Origin of the sequence: Tumebacillus algifaecis (assembly GCF_002243515.1) — a bacterium.
GTDB lineage: Bacteria > Bacillota > Bacilli > Tumebacillales > Tumebacillaceae > Tumebacillus_A > Tumebacillus_A algifaecis.
In genome coordinates this window covers 3,611,970-3,632,492 of record NZ_CP022657.1, presented here as the reverse complement: position 1 = coordinate 3,632,492, position 20,523 = coordinate 3,611,970, and the positions used below count along the sequence as shown (strand labels likewise).

Sequence of the window (20,523 nt, the reverse complement as noted above, 5' to 3'; positions counted from 1 at the left end):
AATGCGCGAATGGCTTAGTATCGTCAACGTGCGTTTGCTGCGCCGTAGCTTCATGAAAGGGGGAGGAAACATGCGTGAGTGGATTCTCGTAGGCGTGACGATCGAGTAATCTTCTGAAAAGTTCGACCTCGTAGATGGTGAGGAAAGCGCAAAGGGATGCGCGCATGGATGGTATCTTCAACGTGCGTTTGCTGCGCCGATGCTATTTGAAAGGGGGAGAGAACATGCGTGAGTGGATCATCGTAGCTGCGTAACATAGGCGCCAGAATCTGTGATCACATATTCGGCTGACAGGGGGGCAACCCCTGTCAGCCTCTGACCAAGAAAAGGGGGTACTTACAAAGATGTCGCAGCATAGCGCTTTGCCTTACAAAAAACTGCCAAACATGTGGAACTATCTCTATCCGTTCATCCAAGAGGGGCCGGAACCGGTGGAGACCGTTCGTCAATTTTTGAACTCGGCGCGTACGCCGTTGCCAGGAACGAAGTCGCTTTATGTGCACATTCCGTTCTGTGACACGATCTGCACGTTCTGTCCGTTCATTCGTTCGACGAACTACCAAGACAAATTGCAGCCCTACGTGGATTCGCTGCTCAAAGAGTTGAAAGCCATCGCCAGCACGCCCTATATCCAACAGTTCAAGCTCGATGCCATCTATGTTGGCGGCGGCACGCCTTCCGTGTTGTCTCCGAAGATGATCGAAGACCTCTGCACGACGATTCAAGAGAATTTCACGTTAAAAGATGACATCGAGTGGAGCTTCGAAGTCGAGGCGAAGAGCGCTTCGGAAGACAAGCTGAAAGCGATGGCGGCGAACGGTGTCAATCGGATCTCCTTTGGCGTTCAAACTTTTAATCCGTACTACCGCAAATTGTTCAACCTGACCGCTTCGCTTGACGAAATCAAGCAAACGCGAGAACTGGCGGAGAAGTATTTCAAAGCGTACAATATGGACCTGCTCTATCAACTGCCGGGGCAGACGATCGAGCAATTGCATGAGGACCTTGAGAGTGTGCGCGAACTTGGGACGACCAGTGTTGACGTCTACCCGCTCGAATATCTCGTCACCTCCAAAGGCTTCCTGAACATGATCAAAGACGGTCGGGTGCCGGCGCCGCCGAAAGCGGACGACAAGGTGCTTCAACATCAGTTCGTCAACTCCTATCTGCTCAATCATGGGTACGAGCAGACGCATATTTACACCTTTGCGAAAAAGGATGCGGCGTACAAAGATTTCAAATTTGGGGCGACGATCTACGGCAGCTACGAAGACGAATACATCGGCTGCGGTCAGGCGGCTGCTTCGTACTTGAGCGGTATCTCGCATTCGAACAGCGTGAGGACTGATGAGTACATCCGCGCGGTGGAGAACGGCACCCTGCCGGTCATGCGTGCCAAAGAGTATGATGCGAAAGAAAAAGGATTGATCTACTTCCCGAAACACATGAAAGTATCGCTGGAGTACCTGAGCCAGCTCGACTTGCCAGCCGAGTATTGGGAAAAGATCGAAAAGTTTGAAAAAATGGGGCTGGTCATCAAAGAAGACGGGCTGCTCAAACTGACCGAACTCGGCAAGATCTGGTATATGCATGTGATGATCGACCTGCTGCCGGAAGATCAGAAGAAGACGTATGACCGATATGTCGAGTATACGCAAAAGGATCGAGACTTCTACGAGAACACGGAGCTTGCCGTGATTCAATAGGCGTTCACCAGCATGAAGAGGCGCTCGCTTCATGCTGGTCTTTGTTTGTCACTTGACCGTTTATCATTTTGGAAAAGGGGGGTTCGACATGTCTACAGCGACGACGGAGAAATTGCCGTCTCCGTTTAAAAATCGCAATTTTACCATGCTCTATTTCGGGCAGATGGTCTCCTTGTTTGGCGACTGGTTTAAAACGATCGCGCTGATTTCGGTGATCTATGCCATCGTGCCTACCGCCTCCTCGATCGGAGGTCTGTTCATCGCCAGTGTCCTGCCGGTGCTGTTCGGTGGCATTATGATGGGGCCGTTTGTCGATCGCTGGAACAAGAAGCGCTTGATGATTTGGGTAGACATCCTGCGTACGATCTCGACGCTTGGGATCGTTGCGGGTGTGATGATGGAGAACATCTGGGTGATCTACGCCTGTATCTCGTTTGGCGCGTTCGCATCGGCCGCCTTCGCTCCGGCGCGGACCTCGATGATTCCCGAGATTTTGAAGGAGCAAAACTTGATCGCAGCCACTTCGTCGTTTGCGCTGCTCAACTCGACCATGATGGTGCTGGCCAGCGCCATAGGTGGCTTTTTGACCCAGTGGGTCGGCGCTGTGAACATCCTGTATTTTGACGCGTTCTCTTATTTGGTATCGGCTGTGTTTATCGCGCTGATCAAGTACACCCCGATGGAGAAAAAGTCAGCGGCGCGCCTGCCTTATCTGCAACAGGTCAAAGAGGGGATCGAGTATGTAAAAAAATGCCCGCAATTGGTCAGCGTGTTCTGGCTGCAATTCTTCCGTGACTTCTGTCTCGGATTTATCTATATCCTGTTCCCGCTTTACGTCCTGAACGAACTGCAAGCGGGTGACGCGGGCGTCGGCATCGGTTACTCGGTGACGGCCGTCGCCTATATCATCGGGGCGGTCTTGCTCAAGCAGTATTTTAAAAAGCGCAAGTTTGACGACAGTTCGTATTTCAAGATCTACTTCCCATCCAACATGTTGTATGGGATCGGGCTTGGATGCATGTTTATCATTCACAACTGGTACTTGTTCTTCGCGGTGATGCTGCTCGCGAACATCTTCCAATCCAAAGTAAACGTGATCACAGAAACCTCGCTGATGACCTACTCGAAACCGGAACTGCGCGGACGAGTCGTGGCGACCTGGCTGTCGATGTCTCGGTTGGCGTACGGCATCTCCCTGCCGCTGTTTTCCATTATCGGCGGCTACATCCCGAGCGCCATCGGCGGCTGGATGCTGGCGGCGATCTGCGTCGTGTCGGCAGCGGTGCTATTCCTGTGGCTGAAGGGAAAACTGTACCGCGAGTCGGTGGGAGAAGAGACGCAGGCGGTGTAGATGAGGTCGTGGTAGGGCAAGACGGATTCGGGGCAGGCGAGCTCCGAATCCGTTTTTTGTGATGCGACAGGAGGGAGTTTGGACTGCCAGCGAGCAGACATCCCACCCAGATACCTCGAAGTGCACAAAAAGGCGGCGCCTCCGATGCGGAAGCGTCGCCTTTTGGTTACACGGCAATCCATGTGGAAAATAGGATTGAGCCGTTATTACTCCTCAACGTTCAAGTTCAATTGCCAGCCCACGCCAAATTTATCGGTCACCATGCCGAAGTATTTGCTCCAGAACGTTTCTTGCAGTTCCATATTAACAGTGCCGCCTACTTTCAGCTTTTCAAAGGCGGATTGAATATCATCCTTGTTGTCCGTTACAAAAGCCAAGCTGATGTTGTTGCCAACTACAAAAGGCATCTCGGGCATTACGTCTGAAAACATCACTCTGCTTCCGCCGATGGTCAGCTGAGTGTGCATGATCAGTTGTTTTGATTCTTCAGCGAGCGGATAATCGGGATGCGGCGGCATGTCTGCAAATGTCATGAGTTGAGGTTTCTCAGCACCGAAAACATCGGTGTAAAACTCCACCGCTTCACGGCAATTTCCATTAAAATTCAGATAAGCATCAATAGACACTTCACTTCGCTCCTCACGAAAAGTAAATTGTTAAAGTAACAACTGAGATCTATTGTATCATTTTTCCAATTCGAAAACAAGGACAAGGCGTGCGTTGATCGGGTAGGAATCTCATGCGGCTAATTCAGCTAGTATGTGTAAGGAAAGGAGTGTGATGTCGAGCTAGGTAGTGACCTTGCAACCGATAACAATTCACTTTCGGTCACATTTCCAGTCAGCCAAACGACGTGACCTTGTTCGATGTAGTACAAGTATCCACTGTCCGTTTCTTGGGTGGCATACCAACCTTCTCGTCCGTTGATCGAAACAACCTTGGCGTTCGCGTTGACTGAGAACGGGGCAGTATGTGGATATTTCCAGATGACCACATGTTTCGCTTCATCTAAAAAAGCCCAGATGAAGTGGGTGTTCGTGCTGTCGGACAAATGGGCGGAATTAAAGCTATTCATCGGCAAGTTGAGCCCGTTTTTCGATGAGTTCATTCGATCCGTGGTGACAGGGAGATTCGCATATCCAAACATGGTCCATTCCTGCTCCTGCTGGGAAAGAAATACCAGATTGAACCACGGGTCTGTAACAGGAACTTTCAGCATGACCACGCTGTTCTGTAAGAACGTGGTCGTCCACTGTATATCTTGCGGTGTTGGGGAGCGTTTCTCAGAGTTGGATAGTTCCCACACCAATTGATGAAGTGCCGACTGAGTCGGTGTTTGTTTTTTCTCGGGTGGTGCGTAGTTCGCTCTGATGCTGAGCAATTTTTGAGCCTGAGAAGCACTTGGCGTCGGATCTTGCTGGACAGATGTATTCTCTTGCGCCGTCTCATCGGTGCAACCGAGCAAAAGGGCGGAAATCGCTACTCCAATGATCAGGGCCGTTCGTTGCCTGATGTTCATAGCGAAGATACCGCTTCAATGGAGATGTGGAAGGACATACGTTGTACAGTTTGCTTCGTGTTCAATAAATTTCCTACTACGAGAGATGATGAAGTTAAGTTACTATCGTATCTAAATTTTGTCAAATGTGGTTTACAGTGTATGGAAAGAGTAGAAATATAGTCATTTATATGGCGTTGACAAAAAAATACTATTAAAATAATATATTTCATATATAAAAAAATAGAGGTGATTTTATGAAAAAGGCAGTTCTACTGGTTTTGTCATTAGGTCTGACGCTGTCAATCTCTGGTGGTAGCATTGCTTTTGCTGGAACGGTAGTCGATCAAAAGACTGTATATGAGAATTCTCTAGTCGCTCCTGAGGGCGGTGATTATGTAACGACAACTCTTTCAACAAGTCAACCGTACTTCAACCAATTGTATCTGGATGGTACTGGTAGCTGGGATGGAGGAAATGGATTCTTTGGCAGTACGATTTATTGGGGTGATGGGAATTCCAGCGGATATAGTGGCTATAACAAAACGAAGACTTGGCGTTGGTTGTATGGCTCTGCGAATATTTACCGTATTCAGTTGAATACAAACAGTGGTGGAGTGAGCAGTTGGGATTGGAGAGATATATACGTAAAAAATTGGTAAAATATTTTAGCAATAGGGAGAAGCCCCGCTTCTCCCTTTATTTCTAGGAAGGGACGGAGAGACGACCCATGTATAGCTACATCATAAAGTCAGCCAAAAAGTCATCACGGACCTTTATCACATCGATACTTTTGCTCACTCTTTTGCTGGCCTCGATTCCCGCTTCCATCAGTAGTTTGCAGTCAACAAAATTGGCTACCGATCAATCGATCGCGATGTTTGCCAGAGGCAGTTACGATATCTTGGTGCGCCCTGAGCGCCCACAAAAGGAAAATGCAGAATCGGATGAAAAAGTGGAGGAAAATTATTTAACCGGAGGAATGGGCGGAATTTCGATTGCCGATTATGAAAAAATAAAAAAAATTAGCGGCATCGAGATTGCGGCTCCCGTCTCTGTCGTAGGCTTTTTTACAAACGATACTGGAAGTGTTGAGTTGGAACTGCCAAGCTCTGTTTGGCAATCTCCCACTTTAACCACAGTGAAAATCTATAAAGAAAATGGATTGCCGCTCTCCAATAACGATCTCGAGACGACCTATATGCTCACCTTACCCAATGAACGACCTTCGTTTTATGCCAACCGAGCGATGGGGATGGAAGTGGGACCTAATGAAGTGGTCGAAAAAGTAGGCTTTTCTCTTCCACAAACCTACAATCTGATCGTTGGTGTTGATTCGGACGAAGAAGGGAAGCTACTTGCGTATGAAAACTACCAGTTACCCACGTTACCTAAAAACTTGCCTTACGCAAAACTAGCAAACGGTTCGCAGGTACCTCAACTACCGTTGCTTGTCAATGAAAGTCTATCTCCGGAGTTAAAAGCACTCGTTGAAACTCGTACTTCTGCGAAGTCAGCGCAGGAACTTAGCAATCGACTTTCTGGTTTACAAAATACAGGCATGTTGGGATCTTTACTCCCCGATGTATTGGCCGAAAAACCGAGCCATACTCAGGAGTGGCTTCTCGGCAAAGTGAAGCCCTTTCAATCTGCATTTTTTGCTGTTTCAAAGCAAGGCGAAATTTCGAGAAAAACAAACGGAGTCAATTCCTTTCTTAAAACCTCCTCGTACTATGTCACAAATCGCCTCGAATACAATGTGGCAGAGCAAGAGGATTCTTACATCCTGAAGCCATTTACTAAGGATGGAAAAACGTATTACCGAGAGCTGATGCAAATGGGCAAAGATGATGCTACTTCTTTGGGAGACTTGATGTTCAAGCCGAATGTTGTCGGGACTTATCAATCCGCCCAAATCAGTTCGACGAATCTGAATCCGAGCCCACTAGGAATCTATTCATTTTCACCGATAAAATGGTCTGAACGGGCCATTACTTCTGGTACATCTCCGAACACATTTTTGCCTGTTCCGGCAGCAGCGCTGACCAATCTTGAAGCGGCCGCCTTCCTGAAAGGTGAAAAACCGATCGATGCAATTCGTGTTCGTGTGGAAGGCATTCAAAAGTACGACGCGGTTGCTGAATCTAAGATTATCCAAATTTCGAAAGCGATCCAGCAACTCACAGGTCTACATACCGATATTGTTGCAGGTGCGTCAAAACAACCTGTAGTGGTCGATGTTCCCGAAGTCAGCGACTATCCAGCAGTTGGAGAAGTGGAGGAAACTTGGACCACGTTAGGCGTTGCGACCTTGCTCGTACAAGCTGTGAACCAGCTTTCTATTTGGATAACGGCGGCGCTTTTCGTTATTGTCGTCGTGTACACGGTGGTTCACACACAGACTCAGTTTTTGGTGCGGGAACGGGAGTTTCAACTGTTGCGCATGGTTGGATGGAAGAAGCAAGAAATCCGTAAATTGGTCATGCTGGAATGGTGTATGAAAGTTGGAATTTCCTGTGTTTTGGCATGTGTGACATCGATTTTCTTTAACACGTGGTTTGGGAGCGAGGAATACTGGGGATCTACGATCTTGATTCAGTTCTTGATGGTGTTGTTGCAATTGCTGACTGCGTGGATCTTGGTTTCGCGGTTGCTCCATCGTGGTACTCGTCTGGGGCAAGAAGGGGGACTCACGAAAAACAGCATCAAGCCACGGTCGATGTTGACGATGATTTTGGGGAATATGCTGAGTCAGCTACCTTATAATGTGTGGACAATCGCCCTGATCGTGAGTTCTGGAGCGGTCGCCATGTTTACTCTTAATTTGACCCTTGCTGAACAGAATCAGATCGGTACGACCTTCCTAGGTATGGAAGTTAATGCGGCGTCCAATGCGTACCAGTGGGTGGTGGTGAGCGCAACTTTGTTGATGACTTGCTACGGAGTTTGGGAGGCCACCCGTTCGCTCTTGTGGAAACGCAAACAAGAAGTGTTTATTCTGAGGATCGTCGGCTGGGGCAAACAGCATGTTTCCACTCTGATACTTGGGGAGTTATTTTTCCTTTTAGGAATGGGGATTGTTGCTTCGATCGGTATCGCATGGCTTACCTTCCTGTTGTTTTATGATCAATTTCCAGTGCCGTTATACACACAAGGCGGAGTGCTCCTAGTAGGGATCGCTTTCTTACTGTTTGTCTCTTCACGAGTGATCAACAAATTCACTTCGGAACTTGTATAGGGGAGGGCAACCAAATGAAAAAGACGATGATCGAGGTCGAGAATCTTACGAAAACGTATTCAAGTGGCGAGAAAACAATTTCTGTTTTATCAGGTATTCGTTTTGCAGTCGAAGAAGGGCAGATGGTCGCGCTGCTTGGCCCTTCAGGTTCTGGTAAGACAACATTATTGCATCTGATGGGGCTTGTAGATGTACCTACTTCTGGGACGATTCGTCTTAACGGTCAAGACTTGTCCGCAGTTGGTACGAATCAAGAGGAGTTGCGGAGGAATCTGGTGGGCTACGTTTTTCAACATTTCCATCTCCTTCCGCAATTTAGTTCGCTGGATAATGTGTGTGTGCCGCAAATTCCTCTCAAACGCGCTTCCCAAGTGGAGGCTGTTGCAAAAGAATTGCTCGAACGTGTCGGATTGGCAGAGCGGCTGCATCATCTACCATCAGAATTATCGGGTGGTGAACAGCAACGAGTTGCGATTGCCCGTTCCCTCATCAATTCTCCAAAGATTTTGTTGTGCGATGAACCGACGGGGAACCTTGACAGTCAGACGCGAGATTCGATCATTGACCTATTATGTGAACTCAAGAAAGAAGAGAATTTGACAATCGTGATCGCGACACACGATCCAGAGGTTGCGTCTCGATGTGATATGCAAATGGAAATTCGCAGTGGCAATCTTTCAAGTTCCGTAGTGTTGCCGTAAAAATCGATTTTCGAGCGTGTTTCAAGTGGTTGCTCAAGCAACAAGAACCGCTCGCATTACTTCTGGGGCAACCAAATGTGGTTGCCCGTTTCTTGTTAAGAGGTGGTGCGCTTCAGGGGTGATTTTAGTGTTAGTGAGTTAGGGAAGTTGAGAATGAATGGGTGGAGGTAATGTCGGAGGAGGCCAATTGGTTGTAACTGTCTTACGATTGTGGGGATCTAGCTAAAAACTATTTCGGGTGGGTGTGAAGATTGTGGATGTTAGAACAGTAATTTAACAAATGAAGAAGGAGGTTTTTGGAGAGAAAGGTCGAAGAAAAATCATGAAAAAGAACCCTTTGAAGAGTTGAGGGTTCTTTTTCATGTTTGAAGGCTATGAAAAAACAATGTATTGAGTGGTCTCCCAGGAAATAACGGACAACACAACGAAGAGCACCAATAAGTAATTTTTGAAAATAGATGTTAAGCAGAGGGCGTCCCGGCGGTCTTGTGATGTTTGGGAATTTGTCTGTAAGGTGACAGGTGACTGGCCCCTTTTTTCACTACCAATTAATTTTTTCTACTTCGCCTGTCAGGGTATCGACGATCAGTGCATGGTCCCATAGATTCGCATATTTCTGTGCTTGGTACTGATCACTGAAGGATTGTAGATACTTGTCGTACTGGTAAACGGCACGAGGCCAGTTATGCCAGAAGATTTTCTTGCTTTCAAGGTCAATTACTTTTGTATGGTCGAATTTCTTGGCATAAGCGATCGCTGCGGTACGGCTACTGAAGTCTCCAAGGTATTTGTTGTATTGGAAAACTTGGGAGCGGTAATTGTCCCATGTCATAACTCCAGAATCAATATTTACAACGCTTGTTGAATTGTAGTTTTTAGCGTAGGATATGGCTGCTTCGAGCGATCCGAATGAGTTGAGGTACGCGGTGTATTGAAAAACGTTGTACTGCGCTTTCGGAGCTGTGATAGGTGAGGTGTAAGAACTACCACTTTCTCCTGAGCTAGACCCCCCGGAAGAAGAGCCGCCGCTATTGTGAAAGTGGTACTCTCCATATTTTAGTCCCCATTTTTCACAGTTCGTATAACAGGTATGACCACCTTTTTTGTCTGTTCGACCTGGGTGTGCAGATGTGGTCACTGGCAGAAGGATAACCGATAATGCAAGTGTAAGTGCTAATGCTTTTTTCATAGATACCTCCATAACAAAATAATCTTTTTTGCTTCTGATTAAAATATACCATATTTGTTAGATGATTTCTGTAATGTAATCATTTTCTTTTTATATAATTAAAAACACTCTTTGGGCTTTTTATACGGATTCTTTTGTTTGTATCATATTCACAAATAATAATTGTGCGATATTGGTGTGTTGGGAATTCTAGCTGTCTAGCGAGTCTAACATAACGAAGACCTGGCATGGGAGGAACACGACTACTTCGTTTATTTCTAGGAGGGGACGGAGCGACGACCGATGTATAACTACATCCTAAAGTCAGCCAAACAGTCATCACGGACCATTTTCACATCGATATTTTTGCATAATGTGTGCGCGACGCAGATAAATTTTTTGACTACAATAGCTTGATATCTGAGGAGGTACATGAAATGGTAAAATCGGTACTCAATGTCGAGGCCGTGAAACAAAGCAGGCAACAAGGAAAAATTGAAGGAAAGATCGAGGGGAAGCTTGAAGGGAAACTGGAGGACTTGCTGAAAATCCTGGCTGCCAAAAAGTTCGCCAAAGACGAGATCGTCACCAAAGTGACCCATGAAAAAGACTCGGAGCGCCTCTCAGAATGGGTGGTGGCAGCAGCGACCCTTACCGACTACGCGGAGTTCAAACGAGTTGTAATTGGATGTGAGTAACGGGAACCTCACCGATCTTCGGCGAGGCTTTTTTATGCCTATTCCTGCTCATGCAGAACGAATACACCTCATTCCCTTCTTCCCGCATCTCGTATTCCCTTGCGCGCATCGGCCGACACCAAACAACAAAAAACCCCCATCACTTGACGGGGGTTTTCCAATCGATTTCAACCGCATATGGAATCGGATCTGGCACGCCAGCCTCTTGAAAACCGCGGATGCGCAAGGTGCACGATTCGCACACTCCGCAGGAAGGGTCGGTGCCAAAATAGCAGGAGTGGCTGAGATGAAGCGGAGCGCCAAGCTCGGTGCCGAGCTGGACGATGCCCGCTTTGGACAGCATTTGCAGCGGCGTTTTGATCGCAATCGGGTGGCCGGAAACGCCAGCGGCCGTCCCTTTGTTGATCACTTCTTGGAAAGCGGCGATAAAATCGGCACGGCAGTCCGGATAGCCGGAGTAGTCGAGGGCGTTCACACCGATGTACATCGCTTCGGCACCGATCGCTTCCGAGTAGGACAAGGCGATCGACAAAAAGATGATGTTGCGCGCAGGTACGTAGGTCACCGGAATATCGCTCTCTTCGCCCGTGCGGTGCGTCGGAATCTCTTTGTCCGCATCGGTCAGCGCCGAGCCGCGGATCAGCCCTTTGAGGTCGGCGATAAAATGGCGGTCTTGCACACCGTAGTACGCGGCCACCTGTTTGGCCGACTCCAGTTCGATCGCCGCCTTTTGCCCGTAATGGAAGGACAGCGGGTACAACTCATAGCCTTCCGCTTTCGCCGCCGCCATGCAGGTGGTCGAGTCGAGCCCGCCGGAGAGGATGATCACTGCCTTTTTGCTCATACGCTTACACTCCTCGCTTGTCTGGGTCCCAGACGATCTTGTGCAATTGGACTTGGAAGCGGGCATCGAGCTGATCTTCTAAGATCCAGTTGACCAGATCGACCAATTCGATCTCCCGATATACCGGAGAGAACACAAGCTGATATCCATCTTTCGGATCGATCCCCTGCTCTGCGATCAAACGGGTGCACCACTCATAGTCTTCACGGTTGCCCACGACAAATTTGACTTCGTCGCGTTCCGCCACGATGTGCTGGAGATTGGGCAGGTGCATCTTGTCACTCATGCCAGATGACGGCACTTTCATATCGACAATAAAGCGTTGTTTGTCGTGCAGTTTGAACTTCGAGATGTCGATCGAGCCGTCCGTTTCGATCGACACTTCATAGCCTTCCGCCGCCAACAGGTCGAGCAACTGCTGCATCTCGGCACGAGGCTGGATCAGCGGTTCGCCCCCGGTCAGACAGACGCGCTTGCATTTCAAGGCGCGGATCTTGTCCATCACCTCGCCTGGGGTGATCGTGTCGCCTTCAAAATAGGAATACTTCGTATCGCAGTACGTACAGCGTAAGTTGCAGCCGGTAAAGCGCACAAAAATTGTCGGCAAGCCGGCCGACGAGGTCTCACCTTGAATGGAAAGGAACAGTTCATTCAGCCGCATCGTAATCCTCCCGAGTCAATTCCGCATAGGCGGTCGGCGTTTCCCAGAGCCGTACTTTCATCAGGCGACACGGGGTATTGTCAATCAGTTGCTTCAGGTAGGTGTCGATGATTTCGAAAAAGTGGAAGACCATGTTCTCAGCGGTCGTGTTGAACGGCATCAGGTCATTCAGAAAGCGGTGATCATATTTGGCGATGATCTGCTCATTGACGATGCCCTTGATGTCGCCAAAATCGACGACAATGCCACGATGGTCGGTACGTCCTTTGATGGTGACTTCCAATTTATAAGTATGGCCGTGCAGGTTGGCGCACTTGCCGATATAATCATCCAAACGATGGGCCGAGTCGAATGTGAAGCTCTTAGTCACAGACACTTCCCGGTTGTGATAAGGTTGTTTCGTCATCGGGTCTTCGTCCTCTCAGTCAAATTAGATTCAACAACCACTATAACAAAAAACAGCAAGGTTCGTCACTGGAAAATCGGGCGTTACCGTAGTGTGCCTGAAATATGAGGTTCTGAAACGCCAAATTGTTTCATAGACTTAACAGTGCGGCAGAAGTCTTGCATTCTATAGCTGATTTAGTCCACAATAACTACGGTAAGAATGAAAGTGGAGGGGAACCGATGGCAGGTACTGCTGAACACGAAGCACAGATCCAGGCGTTCGGAAATTACCTGGAAGAAAAGAAGAAGTCGCCAGGAACGGTGCAAGGGGTATTGCTCGATCTTGGACAGTTTGCCGATTTTATGGCGAAGAGTGAAAAATCATTTGCGGCCCTCGCCGAAGCGGATGTCGAAGCGTTTGGCAGCGAACTTCGAGCAGGTGGAAAATCGGAGAAACTGATTCACAGAAAGTTCAAGGCGATCAAATCTTTCTATAAGTTCCTCGAAGGTCAAGGCGAAGCGCCCGACATGGATGAGATGATCTCGGAGAGCAAAGCGTATATCTTGTCTTTGCCGCGCCCGCTGACGATCGATGAGATGAAGCGGTTTATTATCGCCTGTGGCGATCTGAAGCGCCGGGCAATCTTCACGGCGATGTATGAATCGGGATTGCGTCCGGATGAACTGTCTCGTCTGCAACAGGATGATATCAATTGGGACGATCTATTTTTGGTGGTCAAAAACAAAGCGGGGGAGCGCGATCGGCTCGTCTTTTTCTCTCGCAAATTAAAAGATCTGTTGAAGAAATACATCCGTTCTCGCAAAGACAAACTGCCGAACGTCTTCATCGAAGACAAAGGTCGAGCGCTTCGGTTGGCTTACCTGCAAGTGGTTTTTGTGGAGACGGCAAAAGATGCAAAAATCGAAGGTCATATCGCGCTTCAGTCACTGCGCAGATCGCTTGCGGCGCACATGATCGAGCAGGGAATTGACATCGGCCATGTGGCGCAAATATTGGGGTTGAAAAACACCAATTCGCTCGATGTGCTGGTCCCGGTCACCGGAGTGCGAGCGAATGATTATCAGAAGTTTATCAGCGCCTTAGACCTGTAAGCATATATTGCTTTATCATGTAGTGCCAAGCCCGTTCGTTGACGGGCTTTTTTCTGTTGTGGTGCGCCAGGTTGATCACAATTTTGTCAAGATTTTCTGTGTAACTTTTTTGCTTCCCCCGCGTCTAATAGATCGAGAAAAGAAGATACGAACAATCAAACATGGAAAGGTGTGATTCGAAGTGTCTTTGGAAGTATTTCAGTGGGTGACTTTTAGCGCATATATCTTTTTTGCCATCATGGTCATGTTTCGTTTCGCTTTTTACAAAAAGCGTGAGAATGCACAGGTTGCTGTGTATTTCTGGGGTGGCTTGCTCTTCTTGTCGCTTGTAGTGGCCGATTTGACGTCAAACTTATTTTATAAAACGGAAATAAACGTGTGGCAAAACTTGATCTTCGCCTGCCTCACCGTATGGACGATGTATACGGCGGCGAAAAATCGTCGAGTGGTTGCGGAAATGGCAGTGGAATAGCGAGTGGAAGCATCAAAAGAAGGGAACTGCTCATGAGCAGTTCCCTTCTTTTACATTTTGTATTCGATTCCGACCAGATCACGGACGACGACAGAGGCGAGGATCAGCCCGGCCACAGATGGCACGAAGGAGATCGACGCGGGCGGGTTCTTCGCTTTGCGTGGGCCTTGGCCTTCTTTGACGTGTTCAGGAACGATCTCCTCGGTGACATCGACGCGCGGTTTCGCAGGCTGTTCGAGCGAGCAGACGACTTTCACACCTTTGTAGATGTTGTAGTCTTTCAACTTGCGGCGGATGATCTTGGCGATCGGATCGACTTTGGTCTTGGAGATGTCCATGACGCGAAACATCGTCGGGTCCACTTTGTTGGCAGCACCCATCGAAGCCACGATCGGAATGCCACGCTTGTGGCACTCGACGATCAGCAGGATTTTGGCGGAAATGGTGTCGATGGCATCGACGACGAAGTCCGGATTGTATTTGAAAATCTCGTCCTTCGTTTCTTCCAAATAGAACATGCGCAGCGGAATGACTTCGATGTCAGGCGAGATCTCATGCACCCGCTTCATCATCACATCGACTTTTTCTTGACCGACCGTCGAGGTTAAAGCGGGAATCTGACGGTTGATGTTGGTGATATCCACATCGTCTTTATCGACGAGCACGAGGCGACCTACGCCTGCGCGGGCCAGTGCTTCGACGGTGAACGATCCAACGCCACCCATGCCGAGCACGACAACGGTGCTGCCTTGCAGTTTTTCAACGCCCTCTGGGCCAATGACAAGTTCAGTTCGAGAATGCCGAGTAAGCATAATCACAGAAACTCCTTTAGGTTGTTTTATCCAATTAGAATTCCCCGAAATAATAACATAATTCCATCGGAAATGGTACAATTGAGATCTTTCACGGTGCGAAGTGCTCTGCGACGAGGTACGAGCACCCATTTCACCGTGCAGAGAAATGGCATCGGGTTCAGCAAATCAGCGCCTTTTGCCCAGTAAAAGTAATGACGCCATCGGTGGATACTTTGTCGTATACTGAACTCATTCGACGAGGAAATGAGGGAGACAGTTGTTTTCAGCAAGCAGTTACACAGGTACACGTGAAGAGAACTATGAAGTGGTCATTCGCCAATTGGAAGCATTGATCACGGGCGAACCTGATTGGATCGCCAACCTTTCAAACGCATCCGCCTTGCTCAACCAGTTCTTGGATAACATCAACTGGGTCGGGTTTTACCTCATGCGAGACGGAGAACTAGTGCTCGGGCCGTTCCAAGGACTCCCAGCCTGTGTTCGCATTCCGCTTGGCAAAGGCGTCTGCGGCACGGCAGCAGAACGCCGTGAGACGGAGCTGGTGCCCGATGTGCATCAATTTCCGGGGCATATCGCTTGCGACGCGGCTTCTCAGTCCGAAATCGTCGTTCCGATCGTTTCTGGTGAGAATCTGCTCGGGGTACTCGATATTGACAGCCCAAGTCTCAACCGCTTCGATGAGATCGACCAGAAGTATCTGGAAAAGTTCGTCCAGGTGCTGGTAGGGAACCACTCGTCGTAACGCATGTAGCCGTTTGGCAGAAGCGTTGGCCGTTGGCCGCCATTGGTCTGGACCTCGTTTATAATCTTGTAAAAACCGATCGAAACAGGGGGTTCTGCCAAGCAGAATCACCTGTTTTGTTTTTTTATGACAGGCAGTTGTATTGAGGTCTTGTTTGGGTGTATCCTTTAAGACGGGTGTCTACTATCTACTATTTTCTGATGTAGTTTTTGTAAAGATATATACTGGGGGCAAAAAGAGATGAATCTTACGGAGCGTTACCGTCAAATCGAGTCGGTTACGAAGTATAGCAACTATTATCTCGGACGCTGCTACACCTGGCTGTCGACACCGATAACAGAATTTGCAGCGCGCATCGGACTGCATCCGAACGCCATGACTTTGATCTCGCTTGTGCTCGGTCTCACAGCATGCGGGTTTTTTCTCGTGGGCGACCGCGTTTCCTTGCTGATCGGCGCTATCATCTTGTACGTCTCGTACGTGCTGGACTGGTCTGATGGACAGCTCGCCCGCTTTACCGGAAAAATGAGCCCGTTTGGTGGTTGGCTCGATCAGATGTCTGACCGATTCAAAGAGTTTGCCTACATTTCGACGCTGGCGATCGGCTCGCATCGTTTGACCGATGATGTGACCGTGTTTTACTGGGCGATGGGTGCTTTGTTCCTTCTGTTCCTACTCGAGTATTACGGTCAGATCAACCGCTCGATCCCCGCTTCGAAAAACGCGCAGGAGTCGGCTGCGGCTGCAACACCTTCTACTCCGCAGTTTGGCCGTCCGTCCGATGGCCGTCGCAAGATCGTCATCGACTTCTCGATCGACGAGCAATATGCGGTCGTCTGTCTGCTGATCGTGCTAGTCGGCGCCAAAGGGACGCTGGTCGGCGTCACGTCGCTCGCCCTGTTGTTCGCTGTGTACAAACCGTTGAAAGCTTGGCTTCGCTATTTTAGAACGAATTGAGGGATTCTGGCATGAAAGCTGTCATCTTAGCTGCTGGAGCCGGCGAGCGCTTGGCTCCCATTACTCAAACATTGCCGAAAGCACTGTTGCCCATCGGTTCGGAATCGATTCTGTCCCGTCAGATTCGCCAACTGGCAGAACATGGCGTACAGGATGTTTATATTGTGATCGGTTATGAAGGGGGCGCGATTCGCGAGTACTTGGCTGCGTCCGCTCAGCCTTGCAACGTGTATTTGATCGAGAATCCGTCCTATAAAACGACATCGACCGCCTATTCCACCTTGCTGGCAGAAGCGCACGTCAGCGGTGAAGCGTTCTATCTGCTCGACGGTGATGTGGTGGCAGATGGCTTGGTCTTTGAGAAGCTGGCCGTGCTTACCGGCAATGCGCTTCTCTATCAAGAGAAGTCGATCTCGTCGCCTGAAGAGATGAAAGTTGCAGAGGACGGCGGAGTCGTGTTCCTCTCCAAAACGATCGAAGACGAACGAGCGCTCGGCGAATTTGCTGGTATTGCCCGCATCTCAGCAGAAGCCAGCTCTGCATTTTTTACAGCGCTGAACAAAATCGCGCAGGACTTCTACTACGAAGTGGCGTTCAACGAGATTGCTTCCGAGTTCCCGTTTGCGTTGGAAACGCTGACGGAAGGCTCGTGGATTGAGATCGACTTTGTCACCGACTACCTGCAAGCGGTGCGCATGTTCACCGAACAACGCGACGCAGCCACCCCTGCAATCTCCGAACAGGTGCTGCTCTGCCCAGGCCCGGTCATGGTATCGAAAAAGGTTAAATCGGCTCTGCTCCACGCCGACATCGGGCACCGTGAGACAGAATTTATCGAAATCCTCACCCGTTGTCGCGCCAAATTGAACCAAGCGTATGGTGTCACCGGAAAAGACTACACCAACGTGATCATCACAGGTTCGGGCACGTCGGCGAATGAGGCGCTCCTTTCCTCCTACGGTCCGGGGAAGAAACTGCTCATCCTCTCCAACGGCGAGTTCGGCAACCGCTTGATCGACTTGGCGCGCTGTCATGAACTTGACGTGAACGGGATCAACTTTGGCTGGGCGAACAAGATCGACCTCAGCAAAGTGGAAGAATTGGTCGCGACAGGCTTGTATGATGCGCTGATGGTCGTGCACCATGAGACATCCTGCGGGATGCTCAACCCGATCAACGAGCTGGGCGCGCTGCTCAAAAAGTACAACGTGGATTTTCTCGTCGATGCCGTTTCCTCCATCGGGGCGGAAGCGCTGTCGGTGGAAGAGGCCAACATCACTTTCTGCACCGCATCGGCGAACAAGGCGATCGCCTCCTTGCCAGGTCTGGCGTTCGTCTGCGGGAAAAAGACGGCGTTCCAAGCGCTCAAAGAGCAAAAGGCACGCACGCGCTACCTCGATCTGTACAAACACTATGAGTATGAAGCGTTGACGTTCCAGACGCCGAACACACCGGCTGTGTCCTTGTTTTACGCGCTGGAAGTGGCGCTCGATGAACTGTTGCAAGATACGGTTGCAGCGCGTAAGGAACAGTACAGCTACCTCGCAGGTCTTGTACGCGAGCGTTTGAAGAAGCTCGGCATGCAGTTCGTGATCGAGGAAAGCGACATGTCCTGCGTGTTGACCACCGTCTACTACCCGCAAGGCATCGATGTGGAAGCGTTCCACGATTGGGTGAAGCAAAACAACTATGTGATCTACCGCGGCAAAGGCCCGTTCCTCGGCAAGGCCTTCCAGATTGCGAACATCGGCCACGTCCGCGAAGAGCATGTGTTGTCGTTCCTCGACATGATGGAGCGCGGCTTCCAAATGACAGAAACCACAGCCTCTGTAACTCACTAAGGAGTGTCGAAGATGAGATTGGTAATTCTTGTAGCAGGAGTTGGGTCGCGTCTGCGCCCACTGACCGATGATCGACCGAAGTGCCTCGTAGAAATCGGCGGCCAGACGATTCTCAGCCGTTTTTTGCAAGGCGCAGAAGAAGCGAATGCATTCCAAGAAGTGGTGCTCATCACAGGCTATCGTCATGAGCAGATCGCAGCGGCAGTCGAGGAGTGGCAACAATCACACGCCCTCCCGGTGCGCCTTGTGCACAACGAGCGCTATGACGAGACGAACAACGGATACACGCTCTTGTGCGCGAAAGACTTCCTGCATGATGGATTTGTGCTGACCGACGGCGACTTGCTGCTCGAAGACGGCATTTTGCGCCGCGTTGCTTCTGCCACCGACACGCATCTGGCGGTTGACATGCAGATGAAACTGGATGAAGAAGCGATGAAGTTTGTGCTGGACGAGAACGGTTTTGTCACCGAACTGTCCAAAGAGATCTCGGTCGAGCGTGGCCTTGGCGAATCGATTGGCCTTTGCAAGATCAACGCCGAACATGTGCAAGGCGTGATCGATCATCTCGCCAAACTGGTTGAACAGGGTGAGGAAAACGAATACTATGAACGGGCTTTCCAAGAGCTGATCCACGAGGGTTGGCAATTGAAAGTGGTCGATGTTGGCGACCTGCGCTGGGTGGAAGTGGACGACCAAAAAGACTTGGCGCGCGCAGAGCAGATTTTCGGATAAATCCTGCGAAGTGAGGGTGCGTGAATGGGACGATATTTTCTAGGTTTGGATGTGCCGCAAGCCGTTTGCGGTGCGAAGCTACTAAGCGTACAGCGACGGCTAGAACCATCACTGTCCGTCAAAAAGTGGTATCGACCGGAGCAATTTCATCTCACCACTCATTTTCTAGGAGAATTGGATGCGAAGCAGGTGCGGCAAGTGATCGAGTCGGTCACACCGCACACTGCTAAGCAGTTGGCGTTTACCTTGCGCCTCGACCATGCGGGTTGGTTTCCTCGTGCAAAAGTTGTCTGGTGTGGCGTCACAGGTGATGTGGAGCGGTTGCAAGGGCTATATACAGCCTTGGCAGGGCCATTGAATGGTCTTGGAGCAGGCTCGTTTGCTCACGATCAGTACCGCCCGCACATTACGCTTGGCCGCCTGCAGGCGATCGACGCGGCTTGGCAACCGCCCGACGTATCCGAACTACTTCAAGGGGCTGAGTGGCAGGTAACTTCGCTGCACCTGTATGAATCGGTCTCTGCCGGAGCAGCAGGCCCGCACTATCCGGTACGCCATACGTTCCGTTTCCAAGAAGCATAAAAGGCTGGTGAGGATGTCCTCACCAGCCTTTTATGCTTCTTGCTATTGATTGGCTTTTGCATGTTCTCTTTCCAGTGCATACAACATGCCTTTTGCATTGAGCTCGATATCGAACTCAATACCGCTCAGTTCGTGTACGGTGTGGCCAGCCGCCGCCAAGTCGGTGCGAATGTAGTCGCGTATCGCCTCTGCCAGCACCTTGTAATCGAGCTCTGGTTCGAACAGTTCGCGGGCTAGGCGGTCGAAGTCGGTGACCGTCTTGCGCGTCCGTTCATACGCGATTGCAGCCGGTTCGGTCGGGCCGAAGTGGGTATGGAAAATGCGATCTACCTCCGGCAGTCGTTCGAGCTTTTCAATCGAACGCAGCACTGCGTCGCGGTCAAAGTCGGTCGGAGAAGTGGAGGGATAGATGCAGGTGAAGTCCCACCCGGTCAGCTCTGGTGCGTAGCGAACTCCCACCGTATCCCCCGAGAAAATGCCGCGTGCGGCGGGATCATGAATGGAGAAATGATGCTTGGCATGGCCCGGCGTGTCATAAAAGGTCAGCAGATGCCCGTTGCCAAGATCCACTTGTTCCCCGTCCTCACGAATCAAGACTCGCTCAGCAGGAACGGGGAGAATCTCCCCGTACAGCGTGGGGAGGTTGTCTCCATAGACCGCTTGTGCGCCTTGAATCAAGCGCGATGGATCGATCAGATGCCGCCCTGCCCGCGGGTGAGCGACGACCGTCGCGTTCGGGAAGTTGGGCAGGATGTAGCCAACACCACCGGCATGATCGAGGTGAATATGTGTGACGATCACATATTCGACCTGCTCGGGGGAGATGCCAAGCTCCTTTAAGCCTGCCAAGATATAGGGGGCTGATAGAGACGACCCGGTCTCGATGATCGCGATCTTTTCGCCGCGCACCACATAGCATGCTGAACGTCCGCGCTCCTTTTGTTCCATCAGATCGATCATCGAAACGTCGTGACCAAGATCTTTCACATAGACCTGCATGTCATACACCTTCTT

The 20,523-nt window shown here is 49.9% G+C and carries 21 protein-coding genes; 13 read left to right on the top strand and 8 right to left on the bottom strand.

The features are described from left to right. Positions 1-344: 344 nt before the first annotated feature. Both CIG75_RS15975 and CIG75_RS15970 read left to right on the top strand, forming a co-directional pair. Positions 345-1,706, top strand: a complete 1,362-nt coding sequence (locus CIG75_RS15975; protein WP_094237528.1) for a coproporphyrinogen-III oxidase family protein — start codon at positions 345-347, stop codon at positions 1,704-1,706. 88 nt (positions 1,707-1,794) lie between these two features. Then, entirely contained in the window at positions 1,795-3,057 is a 1,263-nt protein-coding gene (locus CIG75_RS15970; protein WP_157729593.1) for an MFS transporter, read from the top strand. A gap of 206 nt (positions 3,058-3,263) precedes the next feature. Here the strand turns inward: CIG75_RS15970 and CIG75_RS15965 are convergent, their stop codons facing one another. Together CIG75_RS15965 and CIG75_RS15960 are read right to left on the bottom strand one after the other, a co-directional pair. Beyond that, positions 3,264-3,683 (bottom strand): VOC family protein, encoded by a 420-nt coding sequence (locus CIG75_RS15965; RefSeq protein WP_094237526.1) that lies wholly within the window; start codon positions 3,681-3,683, stop codon positions 3,264-3,266. Between the two features lie 128 nt (positions 3,684-3,811). Beyond that, positions 3,812-4,576, bottom strand: a complete 765-nt coding sequence (locus CIG75_RS15960; RefSeq protein WP_094237525.1) for a hypothetical protein — start codon at positions 4,574-4,576, stop codon at positions 3,812-3,814. A gap of 236 nt (positions 4,577-4,812) precedes the next feature. Here CIG75_RS15960 and CIG75_RS15955 point away from each other — a divergent pair, with 236 nt between their 5' ends. The 3 genes from CIG75_RS15955 to CIG75_RS15945 all read left to right on the top strand — a co-directional run bounded on the left by CIG75_RS15955 (position 4,813) and on the right by CIG75_RS15945 (position 8,494). Continuing rightward, positions 4,813-5,217, top strand: coding sequence for a hypothetical protein (locus CIG75_RS15955; RefSeq protein WP_094237524.1), 405 nt, complete (start codon positions 4,813-4,815; stop codon positions 5,215-5,217). A gap of 68 nt (positions 5,218-5,285) precedes the next feature. Next, complete coding sequence (locus CIG75_RS15950; RefSeq protein WP_094237523.1) at positions 5,286-7,793, top strand: FtsX-like permease family protein; 2,508 nt, start codon at positions 5,286-5,288, stop codon at positions 7,791-7,793. Positions 7,794-7,807: 14 nt separating this feature from the next. After that, on the top strand, positions 7,808-8,494 hold the full coding sequence (locus CIG75_RS15945) for an ABC transporter ATP-binding protein (protein WP_094237522.1): 687 nt from the start codon (positions 7,808-7,810) through the stop codon (positions 8,492-8,494). 541 nt (positions 8,495-9,035) lie between these two features. Here the strand turns inward: CIG75_RS15945 and CIG75_RS15940 are convergent. Further along, entirely contained in the window at positions 9,036-9,683 is a 648-nt protein-coding gene (locus tag CIG75_RS15940; protein ID WP_094237521.1) for a YHYH domain-containing protein, read from the bottom strand. Positions 9,684-10,099: 416 nt separating this feature from the next. Between CIG75_RS15940 and CIG75_RS15935 the strand changes: the two genes are divergently transcribed. Further along, the gene (locus CIG75_RS15935) at positions 10,100-10,360 is read left to right on the top strand and encodes a hypothetical protein (RefSeq protein WP_094237520.1); all 261 of its coding nucleotides are present in this window, start codon (positions 10,100-10,102) and stop codon (positions 10,358-10,360) included. A gap of 139 nt (positions 10,361-10,499) precedes the next feature. Here CIG75_RS15935 and queC read toward each other — a convergent pair whose 3' ends face one another. From queC to queD, 3 genes are read right to left on the bottom strand one after another with little or no spacing between them, the layout of a single operon-like run. Then, the gene (gene queC / locus CIG75_RS15930; RefSeq protein WP_094237519.1) at positions 10,500-11,204 is read right to left on the bottom strand and encodes a 7-cyano-7-deazaguanine synthase QueC; all 705 of its coding nucleotides are present in this window, start codon (positions 11,202-11,204) and stop codon (positions 10,500-10,502) included. Positions 11,205-11,208: 4 nt separating this feature from the next. Then, positions 11,209-11,865, bottom strand: a complete 657-nt coding sequence (locus CIG75_RS15925) for a radical SAM protein (protein ID WP_094237518.1) — start codon at positions 11,863-11,865, stop codon at positions 11,209-11,211. After that, a complete protein-coding gene (queD, locus tag CIG75_RS15920; protein WP_227874259.1) occupies positions 11,852-12,271 on the bottom strand; it encodes a 6-carboxytetrahydropterin synthase QueD in 420 nt (139 codons plus the stop codon). Before queD ends, CIG75_RS15925 begins: the two co-directional genes overlap by 14 nt. 221 nt (positions 12,272-12,492) lie before the next feature. On the opposite strand from queD, the gene CIG75_RS15915 reads away from it, so the two are divergent. After that, positions 12,493-13,365: a tyrosine-type recombinase/integrase gene (locus CIG75_RS15915; RefSeq protein ID WP_094237517.1), complete on the top strand. Its 873-nt coding sequence runs from the start codon at positions 12,493-12,495 to the stop codon at positions 13,363-13,365. Between the two features lie 181 nt (positions 13,366-13,546). Beyond that, complete coding sequence (locus CIG75_RS15910; protein WP_094237516.1) at positions 13,547-13,837, top strand: hypothetical protein; 291 nt, start codon at positions 13,547-13,549, stop codon at positions 13,835-13,837. Positions 13,838-13,887: 50 nt separating this feature from the next. On the opposite strand, the gene CIG75_RS15905 is transcribed toward CIG75_RS15910, so the two are convergent. Then, positions 13,888-14,649 carry a tRNA threonylcarbamoyladenosine dehydratase gene (locus CIG75_RS15905; protein WP_094237515.1) on the bottom strand — a complete coding sequence of 254 codons (762 nt, stop codon included), beginning with the start codon at positions 14,647-14,649 and terminating at the stop codon, positions 13,888-13,890. Positions 14,650-14,908: 259 nt separating this feature from the next. Between CIG75_RS15905 and CIG75_RS15900 the strand changes: the two genes are divergently transcribed. The 5 genes from CIG75_RS15900 (at position 14,909) to thpR (ending at position 19,509) form a co-directional block, all read left to right on the top strand. Further along, positions 14,909-15,394, top strand: coding sequence for a GAF domain-containing protein (locus CIG75_RS15900; RefSeq protein WP_094237514.1), 486 nt, complete (start codon positions 14,909-14,911; stop codon positions 15,392-15,394). A gap of 240 nt (positions 15,395-15,634) precedes the next feature. Then, positions 15,635-16,351: a CDP-alcohol phosphatidyltransferase family protein gene (locus CIG75_RS15895; protein WP_094237513.1), complete on the top strand. Its 717-nt coding sequence runs from the start codon at positions 15,635-15,637 to the stop codon at positions 16,349-16,351. Positions 16,352-16,362: 11 nt separating this feature from the next. Further along, positions 16,363-18,192: an aminotransferase class V-fold PLP-dependent enzyme gene (locus CIG75_RS15890; RefSeq protein ID WP_094237512.1), complete on the top strand. Its 1,830-nt coding sequence runs from the start codon at positions 16,363-16,365 to the stop codon at positions 18,190-18,192. Positions 18,193-18,204: 12 nt separating this feature from the next. Next, complete coding sequence (locus tag CIG75_RS15885) at positions 18,205-18,927, top strand: phosphocholine cytidylyltransferase family protein (RefSeq protein ID WP_094237511.1); 723 nt, start codon at positions 18,205-18,207, stop codon at positions 18,925-18,927. 24 nt (positions 18,928-18,951) lie between these two features. Next, on the top strand, positions 18,952-19,509 hold the full coding sequence (thpR, locus tag CIG75_RS15880) for an RNA 2',3'-cyclic phosphodiesterase (RefSeq protein ID WP_094237510.1): 558 nt from the start codon (positions 18,952-18,954) through the stop codon (positions 19,507-19,509). 42 nt (positions 19,510-19,551) lie between these two features. Here thpR and CIG75_RS15875 read toward each other — a convergent pair whose 3' ends face one another. Then, positions 19,552-20,508, bottom strand: a complete 957-nt coding sequence (locus tag CIG75_RS15875; RefSeq protein ID WP_227874258.1) for an MBL fold metallo-hydrolase — start codon at positions 20,506-20,508, stop codon at positions 19,552-19,554. Between the last annotated feature and the right edge of the window lie 15 nt (positions 20,509-20,523).